Source organism: Citrobacter sp. Cpo147 (assembly GCF_030332405.1).
GTDB classification, from domain to species: domain Bacteria; phylum Pseudomonadota; class Gammaproteobacteria; order Enterobacterales; family Enterobacteriaceae; genus Citrobacter; species Citrobacter portucalensis.
Genome location: NZ_JAOWHX010000033.1, coordinates 62854 through 80527, shown reverse-complemented (window position 1 = coordinate 80527; position 17674 = coordinate 62854). Strand labels below are relative to the sequence as shown.

Sequence of the window (17674 nt, the reverse complement as noted above, 5' to 3'; positions counted from 1 at the left end):
AGTGCAGCCATGAGCGTAATTGAAACCTCAACCGCGCCGCTCGCGCAACAACAGGCTAACGCACTGCTAAACGTAAAAGATTTGCGTGTGACGTTTGCGACCCCCGACGGCGATGTAACTGCGGTCAACGATTTAAACTTTTCTCTGCGAGCTGGAGAAACGCTGGGTATTGTCGGTGAATCCGGTTCGGGTAAATCGCAAACGGCCTTTGCCCTGATGGGCCTGTTGGCGGCAAATGGTCGTATCGGGGGCTCCGCAACGTTCAACGGGCGTGAAATTCTGAATTTACCGGAACGTGAACTGAACAAACTGCGCGCCGAGCAAATCTCGATGATTTTCCAGGACCCGATGACGTCCCTCAATCCATACATGCGGGTCGGGGAGCAGTTGATGGAAGTTCTGATGCTGCATAAAGGCATGAGCAAAGCGGAAGCTTTTGAAGAGTCAGTCAGAATGCTGGATGCGGTGAAGATGCCGGAAGCGCGTAAGCGTATGAAAATGTATCCGCATGAATTCTCCGGTGGTATGCGTCAGCGCGTAATGATCGCCATGGCACTGTTGTGCAGGCCCAAATTACTGATAGCCGATGAACCGACCACTGCGCTTGATGTAACGGTACAGGCGCAAATTATGACGCTTCTGAATGAACTGAAAAGCGAATTCAACACCGCGATTATCATGATCACCCACGATCTGGGGGTTGTTGCCGGTATTTGCGATAAAGTCCTGGTGATGTACGCCGGACGTACTATGGAATACGGCAGTGCGCGGGATGTCTTTTATAAGCCCGTTCATCCGTATTCGATTGGTTTGCTAAATGCCGTACCTCGTCTGGATGCAGAAGGGGAAGAGATGCTCACTATACCGGGTAACCCACCGAACCTGCTGCGTCTACCAAAAGGCTGTCCATTCCAGCCGCGTTGCCCGCATGCGATGGAAATCTGTAGCAGTGCTCCGCCACTGGAGGAGTTTAGTCCAGGCCGCCTGCGTGCCTGCTTTAAGCCGGTGGAGGAACTGGTATGAATGCGGTGACCGAACAACGTAAAGTGCTCCTTGAGATTGCCGACCTTAAAGTTCATTTCGATATTAAAGATGGCAAACAGTGGTTCTGGCAACCGACTAAAACCCTGAAGGCGGTTGATGGCGTAACCTTGCGACTGTATGAGGGCGAAACCCTGGGCGTGGTCGGTGAATCAGGCTGCGGGAAATCGACCTTTGCCCGTGCGATTATCGGCCTGGTGAAGGCCACCGATGGAAAGGTCGCCTGGCTGGGTAAAGATTTACTGGGCATGAAACCCGATGAGTGGCGGGAAGTACGCAGCGATATCCAGATGATTTTCCAGGATCCTCTGGCATCGTTAAACCCGCGCATGACCATTGGTGAAATCATTGCCGAACCGCTGCGAACTTATCATCCGAATCTTCCTGGTCAGGAAGTCCGCGACCGTGTGAAGGCGATGATGATGAAGGTAGGGTTACTGCCCAACCTAATTAACCGCTACCCACATGAGTTTTCCGGTGGTCAGTGTCAGCGTATTGGTATTGCCCGCGCGCTGATCCTCGAACCGAAGTTGATTATCTGCGATGAACCGGTTTCAGCGCTGGATGTATCAATCCAGGCCCAGGTGGTTAATCTGCTGCAACAGCTTCAGCGCGAAATGGGATTATCGTTAATCTTCATTGCTCACGACCTCGCTGTGGTTAAACATATCTCCGACCGTGTGCTGGTTATGTATCTCGGACACGCGGTGGAATTAGGGACCTATGATGAGGTGTACCATAATCCGCTGCATCCTTATACCAAAGCGCTGATGTCTGCGGTGCCAATCCCCGATCCGGATCAGGAAAGGAATAAGGTTATTCAGTTGCTGGAAGGCGAGTTACCGTCCCCGATTAATCCTCCTTCCGGTTGCGTGTTCCGTACGCGCTGCCCGATTGCTGGACCGGAATGCGCAAAAACTCGCCCGGTTCTGGAAGGAAGTTTCCGACATGCAGTTTCCTGCCTGAAAGTAGACCCGCTATAATCCTGAGGGCTGACAAAGGTCAGCCCTTTTTTTGGTGAGGTATCTGTGCCAGGTTTAGTCTCTTCTGTCCGCCGCGCGCTCTATCGCAAATTGTTTGATTTAAATACCCGTTCAGGGCGTCGCTTTGAAGGTATGTGCGCACTATTTGCCTTGCTCAGCGTTATCGTTATCTTCATTGAGTCCGGAGTAGGGACGCAATACCATTTAACCTTTGAGGAATGGCGCGTTTTTGTTTGGCTGGAGATCTTTATTACTCTGGTCTTCACCCTCGAATATCTTCTGCGCTTATGTTGCTGGGCCAACCCCGCTAAATATGTGTTCAGCTTCTGGGGGATAATTGATCTGGCCACCATTCTGCCGCTGTATGTGATGTGGCTATGGCCGGAAATCAGTCTGAGCTATGTTTTCGCCTGGCGAGCGATGCGTGTCCTGCGCGTTCTGCGTATTCTCAAGCTGCTGCGCTTCATGCCTTCTCTGCGGGTGTTCTGGAATGCGTTAAAAAGCGCCCGACATCAGCTGATGCTGTTCTATTCCTTTATCGCCATCCTGATGGTGGTTTTTGGCGCGATGATGTATCTGATTGAAGGGCCAAAATATGGGTTTACTACGCTGAATGCGTCGGTGTATTGGGCGATTGTTACTGTAACCACCGTCGGCTATGGCGATATCACGCCACACACACCGTTGGGGCGCATGGTGGCGTCTGTGCTTATCCTGATTGGTTACTCGGTGATTGCAATACCGACGGGATTGATTACCACGCACATGAGCAGTGCGTTCCAGCAGCGCGGGCACCAACGAAAATGTCCGCAGTGCCAGCAGGCGCAGCACGAACATAGTGCGCAATTTTGTAACCGCTGCGGAAGTAAACTACCGGGCTAAAAATGAAAAAAGCTGCGAGAGCAGCTTTTTTGTTTGATTATTCGCGCCAGAGAATATGGCAGAGCTTATGATCTTTTTCGCGACATAATAAAACGCGCGCAAAAATATCGTTAATCTCGCCGTCTTCTGTATCTGCCAGACCAATCACCACCTCGGCAAAGAAGTCAGGGTTCAGGTCAAAATCAACATGCTCCTGCCAATCTTCTGCCGGATCGAACAACTCGGCACCGCCACGCTCTTCAAACTGCAAATTGAACAGAATGATGTCGGCTGGATCCAGATTGTCCGCAGCCAGTTCGAGAAAAATGTCGTAAGCCTGCTCAAGCGTTTCGTCTTCGGTCAGGCGATTGTTCAAATCCATATCCATAATGACTACCTGTTTACTGTCTGATGGGCACGTTTTACAGCAACGGACTAAAGAAGTAAAACAGTCGCTCTGCTATCCTCTGCCAGAGAGGTCGTTTTACCCACAAACGGGCATCAAGCAGGCGTGAACGCGAAATATAATCATCCTGCACTGCCGCGAGATCGCCACCGAATCCGGTATCATCAATGACCAGCGTGATTTCAAAATTGAGCCACAGGCTGCGCATATCCAGGTTAACCGTCCCGACCAGGCTCAGCTCGCCATCGACCAGTACGCTCTTGGTGTGCAGCAAGCCACCTTCGAACTGATAAATTTTAACGCCAGCTGCCAGCAGCTCGGTGAAAAAGGCCCGGCTTGCCCAGCCAACCAGCAGGGAGTCATTTTTACGTGGAAGAATGATACTGACGTCAACCCCACGCTGCGCTGCCGTGCAGATCGCGTGCAACAGATCGTCGCTGGGGACGAAGTAGGGGGTGGTCATAATTAAATATTCACGCGCTGAATAAGCAGCGGTAAGCAGCGCCTGATGAATCAAATCTTCAGGGAAACCAGGACCTGAGGCGATAGTGTGAATGGTGTGGCCGCTGGCCTGCTCAAACGGCATGATATTGACGTCTGGTGGCGGAGGCAAAATGCGCTTTCCGGTCTCAATTTCCCAGTCGCAGGAATAGACAATGCCCATAGCAGTGGCGACAGGACCTTCCATTCTCGCCATTAAATCAACCCATTGCCCGACACCCGCATCCTGTTTGAAGAAACGCGGGTCGACCATGTTCATGCTGCCGGTATAAGCAATGTAGTTATCTATCATGATCATTTTGCGGTGCTGACGCAGGTCCATACGGCGTAAAAATACACGCATCAGGTTCACCTTCAGCGCTTCTACAACCTCGATACCTGCGTTACGCATCATCGCCGCCCAAGGGCTGCGAAAGAACGCCACGCTGCCAGCGGAGTCCAGCATCAGGCGACAGTGAATGCCACGCCTCGCGGCAGCCATTAACGACTCGGCTACCTGATCGGCCATACCGCCAGGCTGCCATATGTAGAACACCATTTCGATGTTGTGGCGCGCCAGTTGAATATCACGGATCAGCGCCTGCATCACGTCATCTGAACTGGTGAGCAACTGCAGTTGGTTTCCCTTAACCCCGGCTATTCCCTGACGGCGCTCGCACAGTTTAAATAACGAAGAGGCGACGCTGCTGTTTTCCTGGGCAAAAATATGCTTGCAGGCCTTGAGGTCGTTCAGCCATTTGGCCGTTGACGGCCACATTGCCCGGGCGCGTTCGGCACGTCGCTTACCCAGGTGGAGTTCACCAAAGGACAGATAAGCAATGATCCCTACCAATGGCAGAATATAGATGATCAACAGCCAGGCCATTGCGGAGGGCACTGCGCGTCGTTTCATTAGAATGCGTAATGTTACGCCAGCAATGAGTACCCAGTAACCCAGAATGACCAGCCAACTCACCACGGTGTAGAAGGTTGTCATAAATTTAAAAATCCTTTTGAAAGCGTATTGTTAAGAGTTTACGCATCAGGATTAATCTGGCAAATAAAAACAAGGGAAAACCACTGGTCTGCATTCGGTCTGGCGTTATAATGGTCGCTCAGTGACTGAAAGAGTAGTAAACATGAAGCGTAGTAGAACGGAAGTGGGACGCTGGCGGATGCTGCGTCAGGCTAGCCGCCGTAAAGCACGTTGGCTTGAAGGACAATCGCGTCGTAATATGCGTATCCACACTATCAGAAAGTGCATTCTCAACCACCAGCGTAACTCGTTGTTGTTTGCGATCCACAGCATCTGATCCCAAAAGGGCACCGCTGGCGGTGCCCAATGTCTGCTTTGCGATCTGTTTTTAAAATACTTTTTTGTATTGTCATTCGGCCTATTTCGAAGAATTCCGCGTAAAAACGTTCTGTTACGCTGAACCCTTCTGCCGCCTGCCTTTCAGCCTTCCAATTATCACACTCCGAGTACAAGTGTTACATTGTGGGTATCTTTGAGCAATGAGTTTTGTGTACACTTTTGCGTACTCAAAAGCCAAATGTGTACCTATTCAATGATCACTGACACAAAGCTCAGGAAGGCCCTTGGCAAGAAACGCGATGATATCGAAACTATTTCAGATTCTCACGGACTCAACGCAAGGATCAGTCCTGCCGGAAAGGTCTCTTTCTTCTACCGGTACAGATGGGCAGGCAAAGCTGTAAAACTCAATGTCGGCGATTATCCAGCAATGAGTATTGCTCAGGCAAGGGAAAGGCGTCAGCAATTCAGAACCTGGCTTACTGAGGGACTAGATCCCCGGGAGCAAGTAAAGCTGGAGAAATTGACCCGCGAAGGTTCCATGGTCGTATCGGAAGCATTCAATTATTGGATCGAGAAACACTGCATCGCTAATCAACTGACAAAGACAGATTATTATCAATTGGTATTTGCCAAGCATATCGCCGAGCCGATGCGAAACGTCAAAGTCGACAATTCGACAAAAAGGCACTGGATAGATGTTTTTGATCAGATTGAAAGCAGGGTGATGGCTCATTATATGCTTTCGCTGTGTAAACGCTCATTCAGATTCTGTATTAACCGAGGCGTAATATCGACCAATCCGCTCGAGGGATTGCTTCCCACTGACGTTGGCCAAAAACCGAAAAAGAGAACGCGGCGCTTGGATGATCGTGAGCTGGTGGCTATTTATCGGTGGCTGCAAAACCGCATGTCCATAGAGTCCGTGTTTCTTGTGAAATTTATTATGTTGACCGGCTGTAGGACGGCAGAGATTCGGTTGAGCGAAAGGTCATGGTTCAAGCTGGATGAAAATGAGTGGATAGTTCCTGCTGGAAGTTACAAAACGCGAGTGCACATGAGAAGGGCTCTTTCTGATGCTGCGGTGGGACTGGTAAAAAATCATCTTGAGAAGATCAACACAAAGCATTTAGTCACTTCACAGCGCTTACTGGATGGGGAAATTAAAGACGTCCCGGTTCATCCGCCAGTTGCTTCGAACTATGCCAGGTATATTTGGTCAGAATCCGGCATGGAGCCCTGGTCTCTCCATGATATGAGAAGAACAATCGCAACAAATCTTTCAGAACTTGGCTGTCCGCCGCATGTGATTGAAAAATTACTTGGTCACCAAATGGTTGGCGTGATGGCGCACTACAACCTGCATGACTACATCGATGATCAAAAACATTGGCTCCACGTTTGGCAGAGCCATCTCGAAAACATCATCGGTGAGCCGTTCAGTTAATCGGCTGTTTCACTCCTTCCCACTCTTTGACTGACTCCGACTTCCAGCGGTTAGGGTTACCGGGGAAGTCCGGGGCGGGGAACGGCTTCGCAAAACCCCGCGGCATTGTGTCTGTGCTTTGCCATGACCAAAGGGTTTTACGTGAGATTTTGTATCGACTGGTCAGGTCTGACGTCAGCAAAATATCATCCATCATTTTTCTCCAATGGCCCGAACTGGGCCATTTCCAAAAGTAATATCAAGAAACCTGTCCCGGCAGCGCGCGCAAACGACGCATACCTGTCATCGCTGTGGCCACGTAGCTAGCCTTACGGTTCACCACTTCCACCCAGACCTTCACTCCTTCAACTCTCACCGTGTACGTCTCCTTCATCTTGCTGCGGCCATAGTCGCCGTAACGTTCTGCATGAGTGGCCAGTGCTATCTCGCATGCCTGACGCGCTAACGGGGATTGCTGATTTGCACGGTTAATTAGTCGCATTACATCTCCTCAGTGGGAGGGCGAACCCTCCCAACCCAGTTAGCCAACATATTCCGGTTTCATATCCGCCAGGGTGATGCTGAACTGATCGTGCAGCTCGTCGCCCAGATGACGTTTCGCCGTTGCAAGAACTCGCTCAACTTCCCCAAACCGTTCAGTTGCATCCGGTTCGTGCGGAGACGGCAGGGAGTTGATTGCGGCCTCAACCTTGTTGCGTGAATCAACCAGGTAATAACGTTTCACCGCTTTGTTCTTCAGCTCAGTGAAAAGTGCTGAACCGAGCGAGGCCTTCGCGCTTTCGATATCAGCGCGCAGTGCTTTGGCGCTATCAACATCCTGTGCTGCCTCGATGCGCTCGCGGAAATCATCGGCAAGAGCGTCGATATTTACCGACGATTCGTGTGCGCTTTGCGTAGTTGTGACGGTGTCACCTGCGATTTCAGCAACGCTCATTCGTTGGGCTGAGCCAGGGTTAATAACTTTTTCTTCTCGTTCTTCGACTTCATCGGCACTGTAAACACCGAGAATCACATCAGGGCAGTACAAGCGAGCCCAGCGCTTTACCGCGAGATAAGCGAGCTGCTGACGCGGATCACTTGCCCATAGTGTCGAATTACGAACCTGAGCCTGAGAAAGCATGAGTACCAGTTCGCGTGGCTCATCCTCGCCTTTCATAGTTGCCCACACACGAACTCCTACACCGGCCTCATCCTTTAAATCCCAACCGGGCGCAATGTACTTATTGCCTTTAGAACTGGTTCTCTCTACAAATCGACCAATGATGTTTTCCCATGGACCAAACCAATCGTAATGAAGGCGATCTTTTGTAGGCGACATGTTGGTAACAACCGCATTAACCAGTTGAGCTTCGTAACCCAATACTCCGCTATTACCGACGATGTGGGTCTTCTGAGCTACGGCAAAGGGGTCCATACCCCATCGTGCGGCCTGCATGACCACAGCCATGCAGGCATCTGGTTTTCCGCGGAAGTGGTCAGGTACAAAAGCGCCACTATTTGCCATCACTGTCGACAAGGTGCGTAGGCGGTCGAAAAGTTCCCCATTAGTCAAAATTGAGATGTTATCGATCATTTGCGTCTTGTTTTCGTTGGTAGTAATTGCAGTAGACATGTTCTTTTCCCCTTATGCCTGAGTACGCAGCGCTTCAAGGCGGCGCAGGTCGAAGTCGTTCAGTTCGTCGGTGTAGTCTTCGGTTATCGGTGCAGACCAGCAATCGGTGTCATACGCATTTGCGAGTGCACGCATGGTGCGCTGATACTCCAGCAGCCCGAGGTCGAGCAAATCTTCCGATGCCTCAATTACCGCCACCCAGTGGTAGCCCTCGTCTTTGTTGACGAAAATCCAGAAGAACTGATCCAGTGCTGCGGTCTCGCAATACATAGCCGCGCTCAGGTGGTAGTCACGGTCGATGATTTCGCGGTGCAGTTTGGCGCGCAGGCCTTCCTGCTTAATGTTCCACATGCTGATGGTTTTCAGGTCGGCACCGATGCGCACTCCGTCCAGATCGATCTCAAGGTCTGGACGAACGCGGACTTCAAGCCCAGTTTCGTCGTCAAAACCAAAGTAGCTGACCTCCACGGCGCGGCTCGGGTGCTGGAGTAGCATCCCGGCGGTTGGGTGCTGGAGCAGGGCTTTCTGAATGGCCAGTGCGGTGCACAGTTGCTGGCGGGTGACCAGCACTTTTCCTTGCGGATTCTCACGCCAGGCATCCAGCAATTCGTCGGCGAAGACGGCGTCCGGATTAACAGACTTCACGGCCTGTATCAGGTCTGATTTGGTACCGGACACTTTCAGCGGTTGCGGCTTCTGCGCTTCCTGGGCCACCAGGTCGGGATTGATGATTGCCAGCTGCTCGAGTAACGCATCACGACTACCGCTGGTTTTCACCTGAGCAGGCAGAGTGGCGTTGTATTCCTTGATGCAGGCTTTCATCGCTGAGGCGGTCTGCTTCTTGTCCGCTTCGAGACGCTGGTACTCTTCTGGCAGCGACATATAGCTCTGGCCAGTTTCCTCGGCTGAACCACCCAGCGGCATCTGTGCAGGCAGTGTGGCGTTGTATTCTTCGAGCAAGGCTTTGATATCATCTGCACTCAGCAGCGCTGGCAGGCTGGCGTTGTACTCATCGATAAACGCGCGGATCGTTGCCGTGGTGGTAAATGCGCCTTCTGGAATAACCGGTTCAACGCTAAATTCTTCATCAAGCAGCTCGGGCTGCAACGCCAGTGCATGCACTAGGTTACCCATGTCCAGAACAGGAGAGCGTTCTTTGATAATGGTTTTCTCTACGTGACGTGCATTGAAGTACATCAGCGACACACGCGCATCTTTCACCTGGGTTGAGCTGATACCGTTCGCTGCGTGATAAACCTCGTTCGGCAATCCTTCATAGCGGCCTGGCTCGAAGTAAGCTGGGTACACAACAGCCGGTTCGTCAGATTGCGCTTCTGGCTCGGTTTGATTCACTTTTTGGGCGTTTTGATGCGCAGATTCATCATTCTGATGCGCGTTTTCTGGTTTTTGTTTCACATCGGCTTGCTGACCGGTATGTGACTCTTCACCAGTTTCCAGACTGCTTTCGCCTGACTGCACTTCATTACCAGCCTGCTCTTCATCACTGACAGTTTCTTCCATCTGCACATCGCTGGTGGTGTCCTCATTAAGTGGTGAACGGTCATCTATTTGTTGGGCGGTTAATGCGAGGTCTTCTGTGATCCATTTCGGGTCTGTAGGGTCACTAATCCCCTCGACATATTCTCCGCGGGAAGCTGCAAGAATTTTGTTTACCTCTTCGGCCGTTACTTTTTCCTGTTTCATAGGTACAGGCATAGACGAACGACCGCAGGCTATATCAACGAGCAATGGATCTGGGTTGGCGTGGTCGGTTTCCGTAAGTACTCTATTCAAATATTCTTGGTGTTTTACAGGATCAGCATAAAGCCCCTCTGGTGTGGTTTTTACTGTTGCGATGATGCAGGCACGTGAGTAGTCCAGGCCACCAGGAATTGAAACGAATCTCTCTCGAGTCGCCAGCCATTCGGGATCGTCCATCTTATTCATGATGGAGTTTGCCTGTAGTTCTATATCCAGAGGGACGTTGTAAATATCAAATTCGCGGTCACGGGCACGTAACGCCAGAGCAATCTCATGCTCCAGACCGAGAATGGTTTGCGGGAATTTTCGGTCAGAGACAATGCCGCCGCCGGCGTTCGCACCTGAAGGTGTGCGATTAATGGTTGTTACACGATTGCCTTTCTGCCATTCCTTGACCAGCAGGCCGCGATCGATGTATTCAGTTTTGAACCACACCATCAGGAACTGGATAACTGTTGCCAGCTCCGGTTTCTTACCGTCGACAGGGAAGACTTTCTTAACCGCATTCACGACTTTATGAATATCGTGCTCAATGGCTTTTTTGAATGCCTCCACATTCTCAGCAGCCAGCAGCAGGTTCTGGATGTACGTGTCATCAGTGTCCATTTCGAGGCCAACGATTTCTTTTTTCTGCGCGGCGTCGACGTGATAGAGATATTCACCATCACCGATGAACTGAGCCAGTACACGCTGGCGGAAAGGCAGGGTGGCAACAACGGTCAGATTCGGTTGCTCTGTCAGCTGAGATTGCTCTACAGTACCGACTTCACTATTAACGACATTATCATCAGCCTGACTATTTTCTTCCTGCGCCGCGTTATCAGCTTTCAATTTCACATTCCAGGTACGCTGGTCTTCGGCCAGCTCGTAACGATCACACCAGGTGAAATCAACTTCACCTTCTTCTGGCAGGTCATCAACAACCGGGAAGTCAGTGCGAATTGGCTTGGCGTAATCCTTACCGCGCCCGGTTTCGATACCAGCATCTTCCAGTGCAACATCCAACTGCAGATTGGCGCGAGCCTCGGTTTTGGCAGTGAACCAGACCACTGCATCTTGCTTTCCGGATTTCTGAGTGGCTTTAACCACATTAAAGAATTCCATGTGAGATCCTCATTTTTGGGTGTTAGAATCCCCGGGCCATTGATAGCGCCCATTGGGTTAACTTTGGTTTTGATGTTGTTTCCGGTGTAACTTTGGTCGGTACCACCGGACGTAGATCCCGCCTTGCGCGGGGTGTACGTTAGCCTTCGTGAGCCATCTGGTCGTGCGAAGCGCAACGTCTGGAACAGTACTCTTTCTCTTTGCGCGCCAGCTGTGAGCCGTTGCGATAGAGAAGGGTGCTTTTGATTACTTCTTCCTGTTTAACCGGCTTGCTGCAGTAACCACATTTCTTGTCTTGCATGACACTCTCCGTTAATGGCTGAGGCCATTCCCCAGACCGTTCAGATAAACTTCAACCAGCAAATCCCTGGTGTAAGTCATCTCAACGCCGCGATGCAGATACAAACGACCACGAGCATTAGCTGATGCCGTCCAGGTTGAATCCTTGTGTTTGACGAGCATTCCAGGCTGAACTGCGCCGCGGTTTACCGTCTGTGTACCGTAGTGCTGATGAACCATGATGTTCTCCAGTTTTTCTGAGTGAACTTCGCTGGTGGTGCCGTGACGCAGATCTTCACGGTTGAGCGTTTTAACTCGGCAATTCACCACCGCGAAGCTCACTTCTGTGTTTGCCCTTGTCGCCAGGCTGGCGGAACGTTTGAACTTGATGCGCTTAGTGTTTCGCGATGGGATGATAATGTACTATAAGTTCATTGAAGTAAAGTACCAATAGTACATTTAAGTGGTGTGGTAAGTTCATAAACGCATAACAATATGAACTTTAAGATTATTTATTTTTTTCTCTAGTCTTGCTATGCTCAAAAAAACACCAAACAGGGTATTGCTATGGGCTTAGGTATGGATATGTCACGTGATGAATTGCTGGAAGATCGCGCAGCTTTCATAGCTGGTGAGATTGGTGGGGCGGTTGTTGAGTTGATAATCGACGGTGTGGTGATTGACTGTGAGGCTATTGTCGATCGACTGGAAGCGAAGCGAAAAACCGTGGGCAATATGATTCACAAAGGTGTATTGCGGGATGCGGCGGAGTTCGTGAGGAAAGGGCAGTAAAAACCCGGCGCGGTGGCCGGGCTGTGGCATTTAGGAATCAAGGTCAGGCAGCATGATTTTCTCAATCAACGTCAATGCCCTTTGGTCTCGTTCAGCAAAATATTTAGGAGCGTACTGAGGCAGCCACACTTCGTTGAAGTGCTGTTTGAAATCTGCAAGATATTCGTTTGGGTATAGACGTACCGGGAATGTCCGGCCATCTGGGTACTCATGGTTATATGTTGGGAATGTCTTCGGCTCAATACCCCGGTTGTCACGGAGCCATTGCGAGAAAACCCTACCTTCTGAAATATCAGGAACCATTTTTTCAGGCAGCGTATATCCGGCTTGTTCAAGTGGCGCAACCAAGTTAAACGTCAGTTCATTAAGCATAGAAAAATGCGTATGAGGAACCCTGCCTCGGTTTGTCATATATCGCTTAAGGTGGATAGGAAGTTCGGCAGGCGCTCTTTCGCCTGACATCCACTCACGCACCCATCTCGATACTTGCACTGCAAATTTTGGAGATAGCCACTGAGCTAAATTAATTGCGATGTCTGGATGAACCCAAGTCCCTTGATTCTCTGCTCTTCCGCCTTTAAATGATTGAATTAACTCCGATATGGGAATCCCCATATCGCGTGATAATTCATCAAAAAAATCTTGTGTTGTTTTTAGTCGTGTATAGTCGGCAAGTAGCTTCCCTGCAGACTTGCACATTGATGTGGCATTGATGTATCCGTCTTTGGTGCGAAGATGGATGACTTCTCCATCAACTTCTCTGGCGATTAACGCAAGTTGAAACTGTGTCATAAATCATCCTATTGCTGTGAAAAATAAAAATAATCACCCAAACGTATCATCTGGCCACTGTTAGTTTGCTAACCATGCTTCCTGTAGGTCTGCGGCATGCTGCCGATCACCTTTCCGAAGACGAAAATCTTGTTCATCTCTTCCTTCTCAATTGGCTCCCACGGGCGATAGGTCTGGTTGTCTGAGATTACCAGTAGTTTGTCTTTCATCTTCTGAAGTCGCTTAACATGAGCTGTTTCGTCGTACAGGAAAGCGTAAATTCCATCACCATCAAAGTGTTGGATGCTGATATCGACAAAAAGCAGATCACCCGGCTCTATCGTGCCAGACATGCTGTCTCCGCGGACGTTGATGATGCGGATTTGTTCCTGCTTTCGTCCGTTGAACATTTGGCGCGCATCTTCAACTGAGTATTCCACAGAGCGAAGCACCTCCACGAACTCGCTATTGATCACGCCCGGGCCTGCACTGACAGATACATTGAGCACATCTATGCGAAATATTTCTGTCGATTTCTGCAAGCGTCCCTCAGATATTCCATCAGCCTCGCTGTCACCTAACAGGTAAGTTGAAGTTGTACCAATACTCGCAGCAAGCTCTTGCAGCTTCCCGCGTCTTGGAATTGATTCCCCGTTAAACCATTTGCTTACGGCCTTTGGTGTCAACTTCATCTTTTTGGCTATCTCAGCCTGACGACCATGAACCGGCAAACCAGCTTTATCGCAGGCCAGCGCTAGCCTATGGGAAAAGTCTTTTCGCGCTTTTTCTTCCTGAACCATAGGTTCAATCATAATATCTCTTGCGTGAACTATCAGTTCCGACATAATATGTACTTACAGTTCATATTGAGGGTTAAAAAATGCAACCAACAAGCCTTGGCGAAATCATCAAATTGATTCGCGTACCCGTGGTGGCCAAAGCATGCGAGCGGACTCCGCGAGCAATTTACAAGTGGATCAATAGTGGGTGCTTGCCACGTACTGATTACACCGGTGAGACAGCTTATGCATCGAAAATTGCTGAGGCCTCAGGTGGTCGCTTTACCACCACCCAAATTCTTGAAATCAGCAAACCAAAAGTAGCCTGACCGGCGCTTTAACCACGAAAGGGAAAGCACTATGCAATCACTTACGTTTTACCAGGATACAGGAGTACCGCAACAAGCGGTGATAAATCGCGCTCAAACCTATAAGGGGCCGTGTCACGAAGATATTCGAAATGCCGTTCGTTCATGGGCGGGTGTAGATGGTCAGGATGTCGTTTCTGCTCTGATCGTCGAAGAGTACCGGGCGCAGGGTGGTTACGACATCACTTTCCCTGACGATCTCTGCCGAAAGCGGCAGAAGCTTTTCCGCTTCCTGGATAACCATTTCAACAGCGAACGGTACCGTGAGAACGTTCGCCAGCTGACTCCGGCAATCCTGGCGGTCCTGCCGATTGAATACCGCAACCGTCTGCTACCAGAAGACAACGTTATGGCCCGCCTGGCTCGGCTGGAGAAAGAAACCAGCGAAGCGAAGATTGCCGTCGCAATGGATGCGCCACGCCATCAAAAGCTGAAAGAGTTGAGCGAGGGGATCGTGGAGATGTATCGCGTTGACCCTGGGTTAACCGGTCCACTGATGGAGATGGTGCAGATGATGCTGGGGGCTATATGACCGGTTCAAAAATGGCGAAAGCCGCGGTGCGCGAACACCAACGGCTTTCTGGTGCAATTCATTGCGAAATCATTGCGGGGTAAGTATGCCTAACCACAAATTGTTTTGCCAGCGTGTCGGACCGCGACTGGATAAATCTTCCCTTAATTATTCTTCAGGAGGACTTAATGGCCGGGGACTGGATAAAGATGCGTACATCACTGGTCACCAGCCCGAAGGTGAACGGAATTGCGCGAATACTGGAGCGTTCACCGGAGGTGGGAAAAATGTTCACACTTTCGCATAACACCACGTTATCAGACGTTGTAACGCGTAACGTAACCCGTAACGTTACGGTGTCGTTACTAGTAACGTTTTGGTCTGCGGCAAATGAACACTCGCGTAACGGTGTATTTGAAAATGCAGACCTGTCTGATATCGATGATATTGTCGGAGTACCCGGTTTTGGGGCTGCATTATCAACCGTAGGCTGGGCCATTTATGATGCGGAGAATAACTGCGTCATTCTTCCAAACTTCAATGAATACAATACGTCAGGTGATATGCGCTCAGCTACGGCCAAGACAAATGCGCAGCGCCAGAAGGAGTTTCGTGAACGGAAAAAACTCCAGGAAAGTAACGTAACGAGTAACGTTACTAATAACGTAACGCGTAACCACAGAGAAGAGAAGAGAAGAGAAGATCTAAACCCAGAGAGAGAACGCGCGGGCGGAAGTCATTCTGGGGATGATATTTCTGGAAATCACCCACCTCTGCCAGCTATCCCTCCCAAACCTCAGAACGAGGATTTTGGGCCCGGTCTGGATTTTGGCCCATTGGGTAAATTTCCGATCACTGACTCATGGACCCCGTCTCCAGACTTCGTGCGTCAGGCTGCGCTCTGGGGTAAGAACGTCGGCACTGAGCCGGGTTACACCGCTGAAGAACTTCAGCAATTCCGTGATTACTGGATACCTGACGGCAAGGTTAAACACCAGTTGGCTTGGGAGCAGACCTTTGCCAACAGTCTGTTGCAATCGCGTGGTCACGGCCAAAGGACCGTCCATGCTGGACAGCGAGATCCCAACCGAATTTCTGAGCCAGATAAAACCATCCCGACCGGGTTCAGGGGGTAACGGTGAAAAACATTGTTAATTCTGGCAGCGCTCTTGAGCGCCTGAAAAAACTCATTCCGCCAGGCGTTCAGCCGAAGTTCACCAGCGCAGCAGAGCTGCTGGCGTGGCAGCGGGAAGAAGGCCTGAAACATTGCGAAGAGTTGGACAAGCTGAATCAGAAAGCGCGCACAGAGAAAATCTTCGGCCGCTCAGGAATTCAAAGCCTGCACCGCAGCTGCACGTTCGCGAATTATCAGGTTTCCGGGGAAGGTCAGCGCAAAGCCTTCACGATGGCAAAGAGCTACGCACAAAATTTCGGCGCTGGGTTCGCAAGTTTCGTGTTTAGCGGTGGTCCGGGTACCGGGAAAAACCATCTCGCTGCGGCAATCGGAAATCATCTGCTTTCTGGCGGGCATAGCGTACTGGTAGTGACTATCCCTGACCTGATGCTGCGTGTTCGCGAGTGCTACGACGGTGGCCAGTCAGAGGCTTCACTTCTGGATGACCTCTGCAAAGTCGATCTGCTGGTACTGGATGAAGTCGGTATTCAGCGCGGAAGCAACGGCGAGAAAGTCATTCTGAATCAGGTTATCGACCGTCGCCTGTCGTCGATGCGTCCGGTGGGGATCCTGACGAACCTGAACCACGAAGAACTTCTCGGAGCGTTGGGCGCGCGGGTTATCGACCGTCTCCAGATGGATGGCGGAATGTGGGTGAACTTTGACTGGGGCAGCTATCGCAAGAACGTTAGCCATCTCCGGATCGTTAAATAACTTCGAGGGCAAATCACTATGGCAAGCAAATCACTGTGGGCAATCGTTGATTTCCTTCGGGTTAACCAGACCGTAACGCCGCGTCAGGTTCAGAACCTGCTGGGATGCGACTGCAAGAAGGCACATAACCTGCTGCTTCACCTGACACGCAAAGCGGTAGTTATCCGTACTGGCGAACCGCATCGCCCTGTCTACATGTTTCAGCCCGGCGGGGAGTTGAACATTAAGCAGATCAAATCGAAAGTGAGAAGAAACATGGTTACTTCAGTTTGCCGCACGAGTCCGGCGATGAAGCGTGTACTGGCGTTTTACGGGAGAGCCTCAGCATGAAACCAGACGTTAAAAAAATCATCGCCGATATCAAGGCGACAAAAGGGAACCGCAAATTTTGTAATGGCCTGGCTGGCACACTCCAGGATGATAATTATGCGTCATCGATTTGCAAATACGTTAAAACCGTAACGCCGGAAAGAATCGATCTCCTGATTGAATACACTGAAAACCTTGAAGCTGAAGTCACAGACCTTGCAGTACAGCTCGCTAACGCCGAGAGCAAGTGCAGGGAGCTGTCATCAAAAGCAATGGAGCTGGTATGCGAAGCCAGCCTGGTTTACAGCAAGTACAACGAAACGCAGATGCCAGACCGTGACCTTGTTGATATGCAGACACTTCAGGAAATGCACGACCTGTGCAAAGGGGCAGCCCAATGACAGCACTCAACAAACAGGCGCTGCGCAGTAAGGCGCGGTCAGCCAGCGCAGGCGAATGGATTAAAGAGTCAGGTGATGGTTGGGAGGCTATTTGCAGTTCCGACGACCAGGCCAACGGCAACTTCATCATCGCGCACTTTGAAGGTCCAGATGCGAAAGCTAACCGTGAGTTTTCGCAGACCGCTAACCCTGCCACTGTGCTGGCGCTGCTGGATGAAGTGGAAGCCGCAGACAGGCTAAATGCTGATTATCGTGCGCGCTTAGATAGGCTTGAGCGCCGTTGCAACCACCAGGGCAGTGTTTATTGGGATGCGTCTGGCGTTAAACGCTGTGCAGGTTGCGGAATAGACGCCGCTGGCATTGGCGTGAAGGGGGAGTGAGATGCAGATAAAAACGATTGGGTGGCTCGGCAATTCATGCCCTGGCTGCGGCTGCGGACACGTTCGCGTTTGGACGGATAACACTGCTGGTTCAGTAAATCCGGGTGATGAGGCTGAGTGCGCAAAGTGCGGTCTAGGTGGCGAGGTTGATAGCAGCGCTGACTGTGTCGCGTTCGTTCGCTGGGA

The 17674-nt window shown here is 50.7% G+C and carries 23 protein-coding genes; 13 read left to right on the top strand and 10 right to left on the bottom strand.

Going from position 1 to position 17674, the window contains the following annotated elements:
* Window positions 1–9 precede the first annotated feature (9 nt).
* Genes oppD through OGY06_RS12430 form a run of 3 tightly spaced genes read left to right on the top strand, consistent with a single transcriptional unit; the run spans window position 10 to window position 2906 of the window.
* Window positions 10–1023 carry a murein tripeptide/oligopeptide ABC transporter ATP-binding protein OppD gene (gene oppD, locus OGY06_RS12440; protein ID WP_003833364.1) on the top strand — a complete coding sequence of 338 codons (1014 nt, stop codon included), beginning with the start codon at window positions 10–12 and terminating at the stop codon, window positions 1021–1023.
* Window positions 1020–2024 (top strand): murein tripeptide/oligopeptide ABC transporter ATP-binding protein OppF, encoded by a 1005-nt coding sequence (oppF, locus tag OGY06_RS12435; protein WP_003833363.1) that lies wholly within the window; start codon window positions 1020–1022, stop codon window positions 2022–2024. The genes oppD and oppF overlap by 4 nt, the downstream gene beginning before the upstream one ends.
* A 45-nt stretch (window positions 2025–2069) precedes the next feature.
* Window positions 2070–2906, top strand: coding sequence for an ion transporter (locus OGY06_RS12430; protein ID WP_003833361.1), 837 nt, complete (start codon window positions 2070–2072; stop codon window positions 2904–2906).
* 37 nt (window positions 2907–2943) lie between these two features.
* Here OGY06_RS12430 and OGY06_RS12425 read toward each other — a convergent pair whose 3' ends face one another.
* Window positions 2944–3273: an HI1450 family dsDNA-mimic protein gene (locus OGY06_RS12425; RefSeq protein WP_003020691.1), complete on the bottom strand. Its 330-nt coding sequence runs from the start codon at window positions 3271–3273 to the stop codon at window positions 2944–2946.
* 34 nt (window positions 3274–3307) lie between these two features.
* Complete coding sequence (gene cls / locus OGY06_RS12420) at window positions 3308–4768, bottom strand: cardiolipin synthase (RefSeq protein WP_003833359.1); 1461 nt, start codon at window positions 4766–4768, stop codon at window positions 3308–3310.
* 142 nt (window positions 4769–4910) lie between these two features.
* Here cls and OGY06_RS12415 point away from each other — a divergent pair, with 142 nt between their 5' ends.
* Together OGY06_RS12415 and OGY06_RS12410 are read left to right on the top strand one after the other, a co-directional pair.
* Window positions 4911–5084 carry a YciY family protein gene (locus tag OGY06_RS12415; RefSeq protein ID WP_003020684.1) on the top strand — a complete coding sequence of 58 codons (174 nt, stop codon included), beginning with the start codon at window positions 4911–4913 and terminating at the stop codon, window positions 5082–5084.
* A 255-nt stretch (window positions 5085–5339) separates the two neighbouring features.
* The gene (locus OGY06_RS12410; RefSeq protein WP_164562695.1) at window positions 5340–6533 is read left to right on the top strand and encodes a tyrosine-type recombinase/integrase; all 1194 of its coding nucleotides are present in this window, start codon (window positions 5340–5342) and stop codon (window positions 6531–6533) included.
* Here OGY06_RS12410 and OGY06_RS12405 read toward each other — a convergent pair.
* The 6 genes from OGY06_RS12405 to OGY06_RS12380 form a co-directional block, all read right to left on the bottom strand.
* Window positions 6526–6729 carry a hypothetical protein gene (locus OGY06_RS12405; protein ID WP_032160588.1) on the bottom strand — a complete coding sequence of 68 codons (204 nt, stop codon included), beginning with the start codon at window positions 6727–6729 and terminating at the stop codon, window positions 6526–6528. The two genes, OGY06_RS12410 and OGY06_RS12405, sit on opposite strands and share 8 nt — an antisense overlap.
* A gap of 42 nt (window positions 6730–6771) precedes the next feature.
* Window positions 6772–7014: a DUF4060 family protein gene (locus OGY06_RS12400; protein ID WP_164562696.1), complete on the bottom strand. Its 243-nt coding sequence runs from the start codon at window positions 7012–7014 to the stop codon at window positions 6772–6774.
* 39 nt (window positions 7015–7053) lie between these two features.
* Complete coding sequence (locus OGY06_RS12395) at window positions 7054–8145, bottom strand: RecT family recombinase (RefSeq protein WP_164562697.1); 1092 nt, start codon at window positions 8143–8145, stop codon at window positions 7054–7056.
* 12 nt (window positions 8146–8157) lie between these two features.
* Complete coding sequence (locus OGY06_RS12390) at window positions 8158–11010, bottom strand: RecE family exodeoxyribonuclease (protein ID WP_286605414.1); 2853 nt, start codon at window positions 11008–11010, stop codon at window positions 8158–8160.
* Window positions 11011–11149: 139 nt separating this feature from the next.
* Window positions 11150–11311 carry a YdaE family protein gene (locus tag OGY06_RS12385; RefSeq protein ID WP_164562699.1) on the bottom strand — a complete coding sequence of 54 codons (162 nt, stop codon included), beginning with the start codon at window positions 11309–11311 and terminating at the stop codon, window positions 11150–11152.
* Between the two features lie 11 nt (window positions 11312–11322).
* On the bottom strand, window positions 11323–11529 hold the full coding sequence (locus tag OGY06_RS12380) for a hypothetical protein (RefSeq protein ID WP_016156718.1): 207 nt from the start codon (window positions 11527–11529) through the stop codon (window positions 11323–11325).
* A 345-nt stretch (window positions 11530–11874) separates the two neighbouring features.
* Between OGY06_RS12380 and OGY06_RS12375 the strand changes: the two genes are divergently transcribed.
* A complete protein-coding gene (locus tag OGY06_RS12375; protein ID WP_029139561.1) occupies window positions 11875–12081 on the top strand; it encodes a hypothetical protein in 207 nt (68 codons plus the stop codon).
* A 30-nt stretch (window positions 12082–12111) separates the two neighbouring features.
* Here the strand turns inward: OGY06_RS12375 and OGY06_RS12370 are convergent, their stop codons facing one another.
* Together OGY06_RS12370 and OGY06_RS12365 are read right to left on the bottom strand one after the other, a co-directional pair.
* On the bottom strand, window positions 12112–12873 hold the full coding sequence (locus OGY06_RS12370) for a KilA-N domain-containing protein (RefSeq protein ID WP_065554613.1): 762 nt from the start codon (window positions 12871–12873) through the stop codon (window positions 12112–12114).
* A 68-nt stretch (window positions 12874–12941) separates the two neighbouring features.
* Window positions 12942–13664, bottom strand: coding sequence for an XRE family transcriptional regulator (locus OGY06_RS12365; protein WP_019076924.1), 723 nt, complete (start codon window positions 13662–13664; stop codon window positions 12942–12944).
* A gap of 68 nt (window positions 13665–13732) precedes the next feature.
* On the opposite strand from OGY06_RS12365, the gene OGY06_RS12360 reads away from it, so the two are divergent.
* From OGY06_RS12360 to OGY06_RS12330, 7 genes are all read left to right on the top strand, one after another.
* Entirely contained in the window at window positions 13733–13960 is a 228-nt protein-coding gene (locus tag OGY06_RS12360) for a hypothetical protein (protein ID WP_019076923.1), read from the top strand.
* 31 nt (window positions 13961–13991) lie between these two features.
* A complete protein-coding gene (locus tag OGY06_RS12355; RefSeq protein ID WP_060643426.1) occupies window positions 13992–14531 on the top strand; it encodes a toxin YdaT domain-containing protein in 540 nt (179 codons plus the stop codon).
* Between the two features lie 167 nt (window positions 14532–14698).
* Complete coding sequence (locus OGY06_RS12350; RefSeq protein WP_008322485.1) at window positions 14699–15646, top strand: DnaT-like ssDNA-binding domain-containing protein; 948 nt, start codon at window positions 14699–14701, stop codon at window positions 15644–15646.
* Window positions 15647–15648: 2 nt separating this feature from the next.
* The gene (locus OGY06_RS12345; protein WP_054528491.1) at window positions 15649–16398 is read left to right on the top strand and encodes an ATP-binding protein; all 750 of its coding nucleotides are present in this window, start codon (window positions 15649–15651) and stop codon (window positions 16396–16398) included.
* 18 nt (window positions 16399–16416) lie between these two features.
* Window positions 16417–16728, top strand: a complete 312-nt coding sequence (locus OGY06_RS12340) for a hypothetical protein (RefSeq protein ID WP_164562700.1) — start codon at window positions 16417–16419, stop codon at window positions 16726–16728.
* Complete coding sequence (locus OGY06_RS12335) at window positions 16725–17108, top strand: hypothetical protein (protein ID WP_232079145.1); 384 nt, start codon at window positions 16725–16727, stop codon at window positions 17106–17108. Before OGY06_RS12340 ends, OGY06_RS12335 begins: the two co-directional genes overlap by 4 nt.
* Complete coding sequence (locus OGY06_RS12330) at window positions 17105–17488, top strand: ead/Ea22-like family protein (protein ID WP_164562701.1); 384 nt, start codon at window positions 17105–17107, stop codon at window positions 17486–17488. The genes OGY06_RS12335 and OGY06_RS12330 overlap by 4 nt, the downstream gene beginning before the upstream one ends.
* The last annotated feature ends 186 nt before the right edge of the window (window positions 17489–17674 follow it).